This is a genomic window from Brevibacillus brevis NBRC 100599 (assembly GCF_000010165.1).
Lineage (GTDB): Bacteria > Bacillota > Bacilli > Brevibacillales > Brevibacillaceae > Brevibacillus > Brevibacillus brevis_D.
On the sequence record NC_012491.1, the window covers coordinates 3,095,691 to 3,107,999 of the forward strand.

The 12,309-nt window shown below is 44.3% G+C and carries 20 protein-coding genes; all 20 read left to right on the top strand.

The window, feature by feature from the left end; all coding sequences use genetic code 11:
* Window positions 1-6: 6 nt before the first annotated feature.
* The 20 genes from BBR47_RS14845 (at window position 7) to BBR47_RS14920 (ending at window position 12,304) form a co-directional block, all read left to right on the top strand.
* The gene (locus BBR47_RS14845) at window positions 7-471 is read left to right on the top strand and encodes a DUF2577 domain-containing protein (RefSeq protein WP_041749438.1); all 465 of its coding nucleotides are present in this window, start codon (window positions 7-9) and stop codon (window positions 469-471) included.
* A complete protein-coding gene (locus tag BBR47_RS14850) occupies window positions 468-905 on the top strand; it encodes a DUF2634 domain-containing protein (RefSeq protein WP_015891225.1) in 438 nt (145 codons plus the stop codon). The genes BBR47_RS14845 and BBR47_RS14850 overlap by 4 nt, the downstream gene beginning before the upstream one ends.
* The gene (locus BBR47_RS14855; protein WP_015891226.1) at window positions 905-1,963 is read left to right on the top strand and encodes a baseplate J/gp47 family protein; all 1,059 of its coding nucleotides are present in this window, start codon (window positions 905-907) and stop codon (window positions 1,961-1,963) included. Before BBR47_RS14850 ends, BBR47_RS14855 begins: the two co-directional genes overlap by 1 nt.
* Entirely contained in the window at window positions 1,956-2,558 is a 603-nt protein-coding gene (locus BBR47_RS14860) for a putative phage tail protein (RefSeq protein WP_015891227.1), read from the top strand. Before BBR47_RS14855 ends, BBR47_RS14860 begins: the two co-directional genes overlap by 8 nt.
* Window positions 2,559-2,570: 12 nt before the next feature.
* The gene (locus BBR47_RS14865) at window positions 2,571-2,930 is read left to right on the top strand and encodes a hypothetical protein (RefSeq protein ID WP_015891228.1); all 360 of its coding nucleotides are present in this window, start codon (window positions 2,571-2,573) and stop codon (window positions 2,928-2,930) included.
* A gap of 4 nt (window positions 2,931-2,934) precedes the next feature.
* Window positions 2,935-3,255, top strand: coding sequence for a hypothetical protein (locus BBR47_RS14870; protein WP_015891229.1), 321 nt, complete (start codon window positions 2,935-2,937; stop codon window positions 3,253-3,255).
* A 1-nt stretch (window position 3,256) separates the two neighbouring features.
* A complete protein-coding gene (locus BBR47_RS14875) occupies window positions 3,257-3,811 on the top strand; it encodes a hypothetical protein (RefSeq protein ID WP_015891230.1) in 555 nt (184 codons plus the stop codon).
* Between the two features lie 16 nt (window positions 3,812-3,827).
* Entirely contained in the window at window positions 3,828-5,501 is a 1,674-nt protein-coding gene (locus BBR47_RS14880) for a hypothetical protein (RefSeq protein WP_015891231.1), read from the top strand.
* The gene (locus BBR47_RS30885) at window positions 5,498-5,674 is read left to right on the top strand and encodes a hypothetical protein (protein ID WP_015891232.1); all 177 of its coding nucleotides are present in this window, start codon (window positions 5,498-5,500) and stop codon (window positions 5,672-5,674) included. The genes BBR47_RS14880 and BBR47_RS30885 overlap by 4 nt, the downstream gene beginning before the upstream one ends.
* Window positions 5,661-6,836 (top strand): polysaccharide deacetylase family protein, encoded by a 1,176-nt coding sequence (locus BBR47_RS14885; RefSeq protein ID WP_015891233.1) that lies wholly within the window; start codon window positions 5,661-5,663, stop codon window positions 6,834-6,836. Before BBR47_RS30885 ends, BBR47_RS14885 begins: the two co-directional genes overlap by 14 nt.
* 77 nt (window positions 6,837-6,913) lie before the next feature.
* Window positions 6,914-7,171, top strand: a complete 258-nt coding sequence (locus tag BBR47_RS14890) for a hemolysin XhlA family protein (protein ID WP_015891234.1) — start codon at window positions 6,914-6,916, stop codon at window positions 7,169-7,171.
* Window positions 7,172-7,459, top strand: a complete 288-nt coding sequence (locus BBR47_RS14895) for a phage holin family protein (RefSeq protein ID WP_015891235.1) — start codon at window positions 7,172-7,174, stop codon at window positions 7,457-7,459.
* Complete coding sequence (locus BBR47_RS14900; protein WP_015891236.1) at window positions 7,459-8,142, top strand: glycoside hydrolase family 73 protein; 684 nt, start codon at window positions 7,459-7,461, stop codon at window positions 8,140-8,142. Before BBR47_RS14895 ends, BBR47_RS14900 begins: the two co-directional genes overlap by 1 nt.
* Before the next feature lie 201 nt (window positions 8,143-8,343).
* Window positions 8,344-9,339, top strand: coding sequence for a hypothetical protein (locus BBR47_RS14905; RefSeq protein WP_015891237.1), 996 nt, complete (start codon window positions 8,344-8,346; stop codon window positions 9,337-9,339).
* 20 nt (window positions 9,340-9,359) lie between these two features.
* Window positions 9,360-9,767: a hypothetical protein gene (locus BBR47_RS30365; RefSeq protein WP_081437243.1), complete on the top strand. Its 408-nt coding sequence runs from the start codon at window positions 9,360-9,362 to the stop codon at window positions 9,765-9,767.
* Window positions 9,745-10,161: a hypothetical protein gene (locus BBR47_RS30370; RefSeq protein WP_155801091.1), complete on the top strand. Its 417-nt coding sequence runs from the start codon at window positions 9,745-9,747 to the stop codon at window positions 10,159-10,161. The genes BBR47_RS30365 and BBR47_RS30370 overlap by 23 nt, the downstream gene beginning before the upstream one ends.
* Window positions 10,162-10,332: 171 nt before the next feature.
* Window positions 10,333-10,479: a hypothetical protein gene (locus tag BBR47_RS30890; RefSeq protein WP_155801092.1), complete on the top strand. Its 147-nt coding sequence runs from the start codon at window positions 10,333-10,335 to the stop codon at window positions 10,477-10,479.
* On the top strand, window positions 10,476-10,676 hold the full coding sequence (locus tag BBR47_RS30895; protein WP_155801093.1) for a hypothetical protein: 201 nt from the start codon (window positions 10,476-10,478) through the stop codon (window positions 10,674-10,676). Before BBR47_RS30890 ends, BBR47_RS30895 begins: the two co-directional genes overlap by 4 nt.
* 135 nt (window positions 10,677-10,811) lie before the next feature.
* The gene (locus tag BBR47_RS14915) at window positions 10,812-11,651 is read left to right on the top strand and encodes a hypothetical protein (RefSeq protein ID WP_015891239.1); all 840 of its coding nucleotides are present in this window, start codon (window positions 10,812-10,814) and stop codon (window positions 11,649-11,651) included.
* A 230-nt stretch (window positions 11,652-11,881) separates the two neighbouring features.
* On the top strand, window positions 11,882-12,304 hold the full coding sequence (locus BBR47_RS14920) for a hypothetical protein (RefSeq protein ID WP_197535039.1): 423 nt from the start codon (window positions 11,882-11,884) through the stop codon (window positions 12,302-12,304).
* The last annotated feature ends 5 nt before the right edge of the window (window positions 12,305-12,309 follow it).

Consider the following 12,309-nt stretch of genomic DNA (forward strand, 5'->3'; position numbering starts at 1 on the left):
GATTACGTGAGCAGCATTGATCGACTCGCTGAAATGTTTGTAAAGATGCACAACGAGAACCGTAACCCGCCGAGTACAGCTCCACGGGTCGGGACGGTTGTTTCTGTAACGCCTCTCAAAATTCAATATGGTGACAGCATTATCTTAGAGAGGCGGCACCTGATTATTGGCGAAAGTCTTATGCCCGGCTACAAGCGTACCATCGAATTAACGGACCTGCTGATGTCCGGACAGGATGAGAAGTGCCCAGCAACGATTTCATTTTATCGAAATGGTGGAAGTATACAGGAGCGCATCACAAAGCTGGCTGTCCCTATCACGGACAATCTCGATAGTCCAGAAAATAAGATCAAGGCAACCATCACGTATACCGATGGGCTGAAAGTAGGCGATCAAGTTATTTTGCAGCCAGACGAATCACTGAAACTGTGGTTTGTCAAAGATCGTGTATGGAAGGAGCCGGATGAATGAGTTTACCTCAGATCACTCAACTAAAATTGCCAGAAACTCATATCACCCAGCAGACAAAGCCCAAGAACGTACACAAAACGTTCTTATGGGATTTCGATGCGGGTGATTTTGTTTTAAAAGACGGGAAACTGATCGAGGTAACGGGTCTGGAATACTTGAAGGTCTGGATAGAGAAAACACTTCGAACCGTTAAAAACAGTTTGATCTACCAGGGAACAGGCTACGGCAGCGAGCATCATGTACTGATTGGACAGAACTTCCATCCCGACTTTTCCAAGGCTGAGTATGAGCGAATGATACGAGAGGCGTTGTTACAAAATGATGCCATTACGCGGGTGGATGGCTTTTCGTTTTCGCACGAAGGCTCTCGGTTAGTAATCGGTTTTGAAGTATCAAGCATTTACGGCACGCTAGAAAAGGCGGTGTTGATTTAGTGGCATTCAAAGAAGAACATCTCGCTATGTTATTGGCAGCAGTACCGGACAAATATGACAAACTCCCCGGGAGCTTTATCTTTGATGCACTTGCCCCTGTAGCCGAAAAGATGGCCAAACAAGATGACAGGATTGAGGAAGTCGAAGACAAACTTAGTATCGATAATTTGTCAGGAGCCGAATTGACACAACGGGTTAGGGAAAGGACGGGACAGGAACGTAGGGCGGGCACTCGCTCCAAAGGAAGTGTTACTGTCACAGGGACAGGTACGATCCGGATAGGAGACTTGTTCGAGACACCAAGCGGCACACAGTTTCGATCTACGGAATCAAAGGATATTACAAGTAGCGGGATGGTCATGATTGAAGCATTGATAGAAGGGCCTTCTGGAAATGTACCTGCCAACACCATCACGTTGTTTCCGGTCACATTGTCAGGGTTTACTGCTGTCACAAATCCGAGTTCCACATCAGACGGTTTTGCAGAAGAATCAGACACAGACCTACGGAAAAGGTACTACGAGCACATTCGTACACCTGCATCGAGCGGGAACAAGGCTCATTTTCGCAATTGGGCAAAGGAAGTGGCGGGTGTCGGTGATGCACGAGTCATACCGTTGTGGGCAGGAAATAACACAGTGAAAGTGGTCATTATTGATAGTGACCGAAAACCTGCAAGCAATAATATCGTCGCTGCGGTGCAGAAGTACATCGACCCAGGTGCGAATGGAAAAGGAGAAGGAGCTGCTCCAATAGGAGCGTTTGCTACGGTGGCCAGCGCAACGGGTGTGACAATCGAAATACGAGTCACCGCTGTTTTAAATCCTGGATTCTCACAACAACAGGCTATAGACGGAATCACTTCAAAAATGACCCATTATCTAAGGGATGCTGCTTTTGTCGAGACGTTGGTTAGTTATGCAAAAGTAGGAGCTCTCATATTGGACACAGATGCCGTGGCGGACTATACGGGCCTCACCATCAACGGCGGAACGTCCAATATTCTTATCGGTAACACGGAAGTAGCGGTCTTAGGGACGGTGAGTGTAAATGTCTAAGGCAAATGAGATGCTGAAGCGCCTACAACCTCATCAACGTAACTCCTCCACATTTCGGGTGATTTTCGAAGCAGACGCTAAACAATTAGACAAGCAGGAAGCCAAGATTATCGATCTACAACAACAGTTGTCGGTAGATACAGCAACCTGGGCACTGGACTATTACGAAAAGGAGCTCGGACTAGCCGCCAATAAACATAAACAAATTTCCGAACGCCGGGCTGCCATCAAGTCGAAAATGCGGAGCCAGGGCAAAGTATCCTTGGCACTCTTGCAAGCGATTCTTGATGCATATACAGATGGTCAAGGAACAGTCACCTATGATGGATCACTTCGGTTTATTATTCGAAAACTGGATGGCCTCAAACTGTCTGATATCCGAGCGGCCATCGAAGAAACAAAGCCAGCTTATATCGGTGCAGAATTCTTGCTCTCTCCAGAAGCTCCGACCATCATTATAAAGTTGCGGAATGCTTCTTTCCAAGTGGACTACTTTGTGTGCAATACTTTTTATCCAAATGAAATTGTGGTGAATGCCCCGACCTTGCCTGTCTTTGTTGTACCAGGAATGCCGATGTTTACAGCCACGGAATAAGGAGGGAATCAGATGCCTATTGGAACAAAACATATATTACGTGACGGCGGTCTACTTCCGGTCCCGCAATATTTCAATGTGACGAAGGATGAATTTCAGGAAATTCAGGGTAATAAAGGCGCTATGTTCGTGCAACTTCGCGGCTTATCTGCAAAAGAGCCTTTTAGCGGTGCCACAGATACTACCCAAATTTTCACTGAGCCCATGTATGGGTTTGTTATCAAAAACGATGGAACGAGCGATTTGACCTTCACCATTAACACGCACACCTTTACAGTCAAAGAAGGAGAAGTGTTCGAAGAATCTTTCGAACCGTTTACACAAGTGATCATCAAAACAACTTCTCCATTTCGTGCATACGGAAAAGGGTGATTAGATGGCGTTAAAAGTGGAACCAGCCTTTTTGGAATTCATACGCAATGCGGTGAGTGCAAAAGTAGTCAATGCCATCATCACCGTAGATGGAAAATCGGATATTCGCCCGATTACACAAACGAAGCACCTTACCAGCGCACAGAAAACGGTTGTGCAGTTATACGTCTACCTAGACGCCTTGGATGCAGCAGGGACCATCACAGAAGCAAAGTTAGTCGATGCAAGTGGAACGGCAATGATTACTTCCGACGCCAATATTACCTCTCATGAAACGGGCGTCTTACTATTGTTCGAAATACCGTTTGAAGTAGGAGTGGTGTAGGATGCCATACGAACGTCAATTTTGGGCTGATCGACTTGTTAATCCAGAAACAGGTGAAACGATTCAGGAGGGCACCCGTTACACAGCGAGGCGCATGAATCACATAGAGGAAGGCATTAAGGGTATCGACGACATCGTAATCAAAATGGAAAACCGAATTCTCCATTTGCACGCCAAGATCACAACAGGTGACAGGACCGCCGGAAATAATGGGATTTTCGTCGACACATTTGACGGCATCCAGGATGCGGTCATTTCCTTGGATAAGACGAGAACAACCATCCAGTCGATCTCCGGAACGAACGTTACCGTTGCATCGGTGGCAGGATTTGCAGTTGGGCAAGAGGTGACGTTAGCATCTGTCAACAATCAGGAGGAGCGTATCATCACCGCAATTAATGCGTTGACCCAAGTCATTACATTAAACGCGGCTCCCACAGCAACTTATTCTTCCAATGCCATCCTTGCAAGGTCAACGGTGGAGATTGATACGGTGGCAAAACGCATGAGGCGAGGGTCGATTGATACCTATAGCGTGAGAATAGCCGTAACGTAAGAAAGGAGGCGGTTAGATGGCTAGTAAATCAACCGTTGTGAGCATACCTGAGTCTACATCGCAAAGCCGGTCACAAAAGATAACTATTCCGAATCTACGGCGTGTTGTGTCAGTCGCGGTCAATACGGGCAAAGTTACACACTCTGTCAATGGCAGCGAAGTGACGGTCAATGTCAGCGATGGTTCATATACCCGATATACCACATCCAGCGTGCCGAACACAAAAACCGTATCGGAGACTCGTACAAGCAGTACAGATAGTTTTCAGTCTTCGATCAGTTACAACGATGGAACTTATAGCGGCACCTTGTCTAAATCAGGCGGATCAACTCCCTATGTAGTCAGCGGTAGCCCTCCTGGTCAAAAAACAGTATCAGCTTCTCGCGATTCTTGGTACGACTATGGCGGGTCTTGTAGCGGAGCGCAAAGCGGCGCATTGTCGGCGTTACCATCCTCCATACCTTATTCAGACGGGGAAGGATACACTGGCACTTTGCAACGCACCGGGTCATCAGCGGGAAGATGTCAACTTTTAAATGACGAGGGTGGCGGTGAAAAAACATATGGCGCCTCTGCAACAGGCACCTATTCGGGTACGGTATCTAAGCCTGATACGCGAAAATACAACTACTCCCAAAGCTATTCCGGCACAGTGTATGGACCATCTTCGGTATCATATACCTACTACTACGCTTATACCGTAACCGTTACGTATGAGGACAACTTCGGCCAGACGCTCACACTCACTGCTCCAGCAAGCGGGGTCAAGTTGTCTGTGGGTAATACTTATGCGGTCACGGGCACCACATTGGACACTGATCCTGGTGATATCGTATCCGTCTATGTACGTGTCAACAAAGGCACTCCCTATCGTATCCTGCAAGCATCTGCGGACGGCGTAAATCCACTCGCTTTTAGTAAAACGTTCACCTTTGCGGGCGGGGCCATTAAGGATGGTACGACAGCCGTTTCTGGGCTACTGGATGAGGGAACAACTCACCTGTTAGAAGTATGGTCAGAAGACAACAAGGGCGGTACTTCCATCATTGCAGAACGCACCTTTACCGTAGCTTTGAATCGCCCTCCGACACTTACACATTCATTTGTCTCTAACAATGATAATTTGTCGGATGATTCCCCCATTACAATCAAAGGGACGGTTTCCGATCCAGATGGACAAGCAGTAGCAATGAAGTATCGCATGAACGGCGGTGCAGATGTCCCCATATCGATCAGCGGTGGCGCGTGGTCGATCACCATTACACCAAAGCAGATGGTTGCCGGAGCGAACAGTCTCGTCATAACAGCAGCAGACTCGTTAGGAGCAACAACAGTCCTCACGTTTTCCTTGACCCGTTCGGTGACAAAAACACGCCTCAAAACAGCCCATGCACGCTACAAGCTATCTCCTCAATCCACGACAGCCAAAGAAGTCCTAGCTTGGTTCCAACATGAAACGGGAGATTTGAATGTGGACGGAGCTCTTTCTATCGTGGCGGCTGGCGCTGCCGAATCCTATAAGGCCATGACAAAAACGACTGCCCCTGTTATCACGGGGATCGTGGAAACAGAGTTCATCGGAACGTATGCCACTGGTAACGCTCAACTCCATTTGAAATTGACGTTGTCCAGTAATGACGCAAACTCAACAGCGGCAGCATCGAGTTTATCGGGGGCGATCAAAGCATGAGATACCGGAAGCGTAATCCTGATGGATCGCTAGGTGATTGGGTATACACACCAGCAGGGGAAGCAGAGAAAAAGCAGGATGAGGCTCTACAGAAAGAAATTGAAGCTTTGCGAAAAGAGAATGCAAAATTGAAAAAAGCACAAAAGGGTGGCGGTGAAAATGGCATGGTCTAGTCCTGCAACAGACAAGAAAAACAAAGACTTGATATTAGCTCAAGTCCGGGACTTCAAGAAAGGCAGACTTGTGGAGCCATTTAGTGATACAAATTCCTGGCTAAAAGCATACGGCGGCGGATCAGTGTCATTTAACAATGGCAAGCTGCAAATCACTTCGACAGGCACATCGATTGCCGCACGCCGAAACGTCCTCTTAAACTTGTCAGGTGCAAAGACCTTGAAGATTAGATTCTATGTAGACAATTTGACTGACATCTACGAGTTCCAGCTCTATTTGGCTCATGATACTGGCTATGCCGAATTTTTGGGCTACACCGTGCGAGGATGGCGGATGGCGCAGGGGTGGAATGAGCATATCATCGACGTCAGCAAGCTGGAGCCCGTTGGAGCCGCAAGCCTTACCCGGGATATCGTCTCTATGCAAATCCGGATTAAGTCCAACGATAACACTACGGCTTCGATCATTTTTGATTCGATCATTCGAGATGAATCGCAGCGCGGTAAGGTAATTTTCATGTTTGACGATGGTTGGTCTTCACAGTACACCGAAGCGTTCAAGTACATGGGAAAATATAATCTACCAGGTGTCATTGCCGTCATTCCGTCGCACGTAGGGTGGTCTGGCTATTGCACGCTACAACAGCTAAAAGAAATGTACGCTTATGGCTGGGACATGGCCAACCATACGATGAACCACACGACGCTCAAAGACCTGAAAGATACTGCGGAAATCGAGAAAGAGGTAACGGACGCTGAAAAATGGCTGAATGCAAACGGATTTCCTCGAGCATCGAATATTTTGGCGTATCCATATGGCGCGTATGACGCAAGGGTGCTGCAAGTGATGCAATCTCGCAGAGCGGGTCGCACTGTCCAAGAGGATACAGCGACCACACCGCCACCGGATAAACGGACGATCAAGATTCGGAATGTTGAGCATACGATTACACCCGCCACACTAAAAGGTCACATTGATGATGCGGCAAAGGTTGGGGGCGTATGTTTGTTCATGTTCCACAAGATCGTTAGTGGTGAAGCCTCGTCCAGTATCGAGTACAACGTAAGCAACTTCCAAGAGGTTGTTGATTACGCATATTCCCGGCGAAATGACATCGATACAGTGACAATGAGCGAATGGCTGGACAGTTGTGGGTTGTAAAACGAATAGAGTTTTTAGGGGAGCTGCTAACGCGGCTCCTTTTACTTTTGCCCCAAGGGGGTGAGGAGGAAAATCTCATGTCAAACAATGAGATGCAGGTACTATCTGATATCAGAGAGCGGATTGTCCGAGTAGAGACAAAACTGGACTCTATGACTGATGTTCGTGTTACAGCGGAAGAGGCGAAAGAGAAAGCGAATGAAGCACTACAATACGGGAAATCAGCACATCATCGATTGAATGAAGTTGCTGATAATCAAAAATGGCTCTGGCGTACGGTAATTGGTGCGCTGATTGCTGGAGCAATAGCGTTGCTGTGGAAGGGGATGAACTAAATGAAAGAAACGGACCTGTTGGCATTGGTCAGCCAATACCTACTGGATGAAATTTTGATTGTTGTAGTCGCACTGTTGTTGATTGGAACGATGCTCAAGAAAACGCCACGGGTAGCTGACTGGTTAATTCCTTGGCTTTTGACTGTAAGCGGTGTTGGACTAGCTTGGGGAGTGATGGGAGCAATAAGTGTGCAAGCGACGATTCAGGGCATTCTCGCTGCTGGGATCGCAACACTGGGGCACCAGTTGTGGAAGCAGACATTTGTAAAAAGGGAAGGTGATCAATAATGACCCAGCAAGAGTTTATCGCAAAAATCGCGCCTGCAGCTGTTGCCGATATGAAAAAGACACGGGTACCAGCCTCGCTGACCATTGCCCAGGCGATCTTGGAAAGCAATTGGGGAAAAAGTGGATTAACCATCAATGCCAACAACCTGTTTGGTATCAAAGGAACCGGCACCGCGGGCAGCGTTAACATGCCGACTACGGAGTATGTAGGATCGACCCCAATTAAAACAAGCGCGGAATTCCGGAAATACAATAACTTGGCCGAATCGATTGCCGATCACTCAGCCCTTATCCTGAACGGTACAAGGGACAAACCTACTCGATACCATGGCGTCCTTGGGGCTGATTACAAGATAGCCTGCCAGAAGATCAAAGAAGGCGGGTATGCGACTGATCCGACCTATCCACAGAAACTGATCAACTTGATCGAAACGTATAACCTTCACCAGTATGATGTCGATAAGTCTGGCAACTCTGTGGATAAGAAACAACCAGAATTAAAGCTGGAGCTGGAGCAATGGGAACGAGAAGCTGGCTTGAAGGCGATTGACAGCCTTGCTGCCAAGGGACTGTTAAATGATCCTGCTGTTTGGAAGCAGCGTTTAGCTGACGATCCAGCAGGTATGTTGACTGAATTGCCCTGGCTTATGTTTACACTTTTAGATCGTATGATGAATAGATAATCAATGGATAATTGATAGTAATAGGGTGGGGAATGAACTTAAGTAGACTAGGTAAAATTGTTTAATGGACAATTTTGGAAGAAAAGGATAGACTGGGACTAGAGACTCATACACAAGTTCCCAGTCTATTATTCCAGATTAAGTAATATAATCTGAATACACTTGGGTCCTTATCAGAAAAATGATGAAGGCGGGTTATTGATGTCATCCTTTGAAAATATACCTGATACTCTCATACGTTCTTATGCCCAATTACATAGTGTTAAGACAAGAGGAAGAGAAATTGAAGACATTTTAAAGGATTGTGTCGAAAAAGGACAAGGTGACCAACTGCTTCATTTAGAAAAGCAGTTTCAATTTGCTGGCTCACCTACTGGTCTTACTCTATGCAAACCTGATTCTAATTTTCCGGATAAATCAAAATCAGCAGAGGATTTTATTAAAGTATTAATTAATGAAAAGCATGTTTCTAAAGAAAATATAGGCCACGAATGGCAACCTGAACTGCGACAAGGAATACAAATATGTAGCGTTGTCCAAGAAGGCTCTGATGTGTTTATTAAGTTTGTCGAGGGTAAAAGAACTACACATAAATATAACTACGGGAAACGCCCAGCACTCTATGCTCACTTTACTTCGATAGTAATCCATTTCGGGGAACAGGTAATTGAAGTAAGGTGTGCACACACCTATAGAAAAACCTACGTTGAAATTGCTATGAAATTATTAGGCTTTGCCGAGCCATACAAGTGGCATTCGTGGACAACTGTAACGAAAGAAGAAGCAAAACTAATTTCTGCAATATTATCTGCTGATCTAGTTTCAACTGAAATAAACCTCCCCAGTACAGTTGGTTCTATCCGATTCACGGCGGATCGTAGCCAAAAAGGGGTTAACCTTAGAAATGATGAAACGTATAGAAAAATAGTAGCGGCAATCAAAGAACTAGATATACCTACTGACGACACAAATGACGAATCTTGCGAATTTGTTTATACTGATCCAACTACCAGCATAAAAATGCCAGTTTCTTTCGAAATAAACATTAGGCAGGGTGGCTTTAAATTTTTAAAGTCAGTAACTGAAGGAATTATTACCACCGTTATAGAAGCATTTATTCATGTTTGTTTCACGATGAAGCAAACCACAATAAACGAAGCTGCAACAGGTGAAGCAACAGTAGTTAATAACGAGTAAATTTAGGAGGTGGATATCATATGGCTGCGATACCATACAGAGAAATTACCGCATTGCTTGAAAGATGGGCCTCCAATGATATTCCGATCGTTAATTTTACAGTTAATAACGTACTTGCTGAACTTGGTCTTAGTGGAGTGCTTCATTACGATGTATTAAAGTATCTTAGCAGAATGAATGGATTTGAGTTAATTTCTAAAAAAATGCTTTTATGCCCCAATGGTCATAAAGGTCGAACGTTTCCTTTAGACACACCGATAGATGAAGAACAACTGTTTGAATGCTGGTGTAGCGAGCAATATTACTTTGATCCCGATTTTGCGATTATTGTTTTCAGTTTCACCGAAGACTTCATATCGCAATCTCGCGAAAAAAAAAAGTCCATGTGTGAATTTGCCTACTGTTGTGAATCATATCATCGAAGATAAAGAACCTTCTCTTAGGATCTTGAAACAATTAGGGTTTATTAATATCGAAAAGGCGGTTGTTTATGTGAACGATAACAGTGTAAAAATTGGCGACCGAAATAGTATTAATCAATCACAAGTAAATACTGGTTCTCAAGCTTCCCTTTCTGGAGTATGGGGCCATGAAGATCAAGATAAAATCCAGCAGTTTATTGAAGCCATTCGAAGTAACTCTTCACTAAAGCCAGAAGACGCTGCTGATGCAATCGATACTATTACTGATTTGAAGGAAAAGAAAGAAGGGGATACCTTGCGTCCTTCTTATTTAAAGAGAATGTGGGATTCTCTTCCGGAAGGCGTTAAACTTTTGAATGGTGCAATGGATATATTCAAGCGCTTTGGTGGAGAAGCTTAGTCCTCCTATATAAGGGGGACTTTTTGTATCGTTGCCCGCTACCCTCACGTCACAGGCTACGACTGACCAACGATCCATCAACAAAAAGAGTCCTCCTTCGGAATTACATCCACGGGAGGGATTTTCTATTTTATGGAACAATTGTATGATTGAGAAAAGCGAGGTGATAGAATGTTCAACCACATTCTAAAGGATATTGGTGAACGCGGCACCGCACTGAGTTTTGATCTTGGAGAAAGACCCCAATTTCTATTTACTGGTCCTGAGTGGAAGATGGAAGACGGAATGAAGCTTGATGCGGTCCAGGTTGGGTTATGAAAACTTCAGGTCCTGATTGGGAAGGTGTAAAATTTGATGGTGGTCCCGGTTGGCAGCTAAAAGTATCCGACCCTGATTGGAACCTGAGCCTGGACGGCGGTGTTGGTTGGCAAATGTACGGACCACCAGAATGGGGATGTAGTTCACTCGTAGTTGGACCACCTGACGGCTGGAGAATAACTGTGCTGCCCCACTAAAAAGTCGGGCTTTATTTGTAATCTCTAACTTTTTCTCTTCTGTAAAAAAAGACTTTTTCATATGAGAATATTCAAAGTTAAAGTATATAACTAAAAAAGTAAATGAAATATCCTTTTGTTAATGGAGTGGTAAGTATGAACGAAATACCTTTCTTATCAATTTTTGCTAGAGATTATCCCTTAATTATGATCATTGTCTTTGGGGTATTCCTGATTTCGACAGTTGTAAAGCTAATCAAAGCATTCATTAGATATGTAAAAAAGTCTGACTTCGATAAAATATTCGATACAAAGGATCAACAAAGTTGGGAAACCGGCTATAAACAGCTAATGTTTACACTGATACTGATTATTTTCTCGCATTTACTAGGTGGAGGAATAGCCATTTCAATAGCAGAAAATGACAACGATTCATATTTTTTAATTTTGCTTGGCGTGCTCATTATTATAACCTTATTAATTAGTTTCAGTATCATCATGGTCCATTTGGCTATAAGAAAGTTCGTGGCATTGTACTCAAAACTAATTCGTAAAGAAGAATATGAACTTGATTACAGCAAAAACAAACGATATTATAAATTTCTGCTTCTGACACACTTCGTTAGTGCTTACTTTTCCATATATTGCAGTTCAGCATTTACAACGTATCGTCTAATGATCAAAGAAACAGATTGGCTGTCTCTACTTGGCTCAATTTTGGCAAGCACACTTTTTGCTTTAGTCTATTTTCATTTTTCAATTCATTTGTATCGTGATGAATTTAAAATAGAGAATCCCGCCGGAAAGAATTCATATAAAATGATTATCCCACATATAGAAACAGTGCAAAATCAGCCACTTTTTGTTTTGTATTCCTTAGATTCAAATCGGATTGTTTTGGGCAATAAGCCAACTGAGATTGAAAGTAATCATCTTTACATTTACGACAGGGATAAACATAGATATCTTCTTTTCATGCGGCAAGAGAGCAAATGAAAAAAGCGCTATTAAGCGCTTTTTTTAAGGTTTTAGGAATCTAATAATCCCAAAAACTAAAGTACCTAAAGCAAGTGCCGTACCTATATACCAGAAGATTAATAGTAATTTTGCTTTTCCCACTGTATTCTCAACAAAATCTTCAGTTGTAACTTTATCTGATTTCACAGTATCACGTATACTCTGTAGTTGTGTCTGTCCGTGGCCGGGCAATAACGGATACCCCAACTATGAGCAAAATCGCGTACATTGACGGACGAGGCGAGGATTTATGGGACGCAATTGTCGCAAGAAACATGGAGGGCATAGTCGCAAAGCGTAAGGATGGGCGATACCATGCGGATAAACGTACAGACGATTTCACCAAGATCATCAACTATACGTATGTAGACGTCCAGATCGCAGGATACAGGAAAGGTGACTTTGGCTGGTTAGCATACTATAACGGTCGACCTGCAGGTGTCATTGAGCACGGCGTGCCACGTACGCATAAGAAGGCGTTTTATGGAGTGGCGAAACAGTTAATAACTGGTGAAGATCGTGAGTATGTTTATCTGCAGCCTCAAATTAAAGCACGCGTCAAAATGAGAAACTGGACAAAAAGCGGGATGCTGCGCTCACCAGTATTCGTCGATTTTATTCTAGCTGGCTAGAAAAT

Coding starts and splice junctions, on each gene's coding strand:
- BBR47_RS14870 (WP_015891229.1), top strand. CDS start 2,935: ATGGCGTTAAAAGTGGAACCAGCCTTTTTGGAATTCATACGCAATGCG.
- BBR47_RS30365 (WP_081437243.1), top strand. CDS start 9,360: ATGGCTGCGATACCATACAGAGAAATTACCGCATTGCTTGAAAGATGG.
- BBR47_RS14895 (WP_015891235.1), top strand. CDS start 7,172: ATGAAAGAAACGGACCTGTTGGCATTGGTCAGCCAATACCTACTGGAT.
- BBR47_RS30895 (WP_155801093.1), top strand. CDS start 10,476: ATGAAAACTTCAGGTCCTGATTGGGAAGGTGTAAAATTTGATGGTGGT.
- BBR47_RS14905 (WP_015891237.1), top strand. CDS start 8,344: ATGTCATCCTTTGAAAATATACCTGATACTCTCATACGTTCTTATGCC.
- BBR47_RS14915 (WP_015891239.1), top strand. CDS start 10,812: ATGAACGAAATACCTTTCTTATCAATTTTTGCTAGAGATTATCCCTTA.
- BBR47_RS30890 (WP_155801092.1), top strand. CDS start 10,333: ATGTTCAACCACATTCTAAAGGATATTGGTGAACGCGGCACCGCACTG.
- BBR47_RS14890 (WP_015891234.1), top strand. CDS start 6,914: ATGTCAAACAATGAGATGCAGGTACTATCTGATATCAGAGAGCGGATT.
- BBR47_RS14860 (WP_015891227.1), top strand. CDS start 1,956: ATGTCTAAGGCAAATGAGATGCTGAAGCGCCTACAACCTCATCAACGT.
- BBR47_RS14850 (WP_015891225.1), top strand. CDS start 468: ATGAGTTTACCTCAGATCACTCAACTAAAATTGCCAGAAACTCATATC.
- BBR47_RS30885 (WP_015891232.1), top strand. CDS start 5,498: ATGAGATACCGGAAGCGTAATCCTGATGGATCGCTAGGTGATTGGGTA.
- BBR47_RS14900 (WP_015891236.1), top strand. CDS start 7,459: ATGACCCAGCAAGAGTTTATCGCAAAAATCGCGCCTGCAGCTGTTGCC.
- BBR47_RS14920 (WP_197535039.1), top strand. CDS start 11,882: ATGAGCAAAATCGCGTACATTGACGGACGAGGCGAGGATTTATGGGAC.
- BBR47_RS14885 (WP_015891233.1), top strand. CDS start 5,661: ATGGCATGGTCTAGTCCTGCAACAGACAAGAAAAACAAAGACTTGATA.
- BBR47_RS14875 (WP_015891230.1), top strand. CDS start 3,257: ATGCCATACGAACGTCAATTTTGGGCTGATCGACTTGTTAATCCAGAA.
- BBR47_RS14880 (WP_015891231.1), top strand. CDS start 3,828: ATGGCTAGTAAATCAACCGTTGTGAGCATACCTGAGTCTACATCGCAA.
- BBR47_RS14865 (WP_015891228.1), top strand. CDS start 2,571: ATGCCTATTGGAACAAAACATATATTACGTGACGGCGGTCTACTTCCG.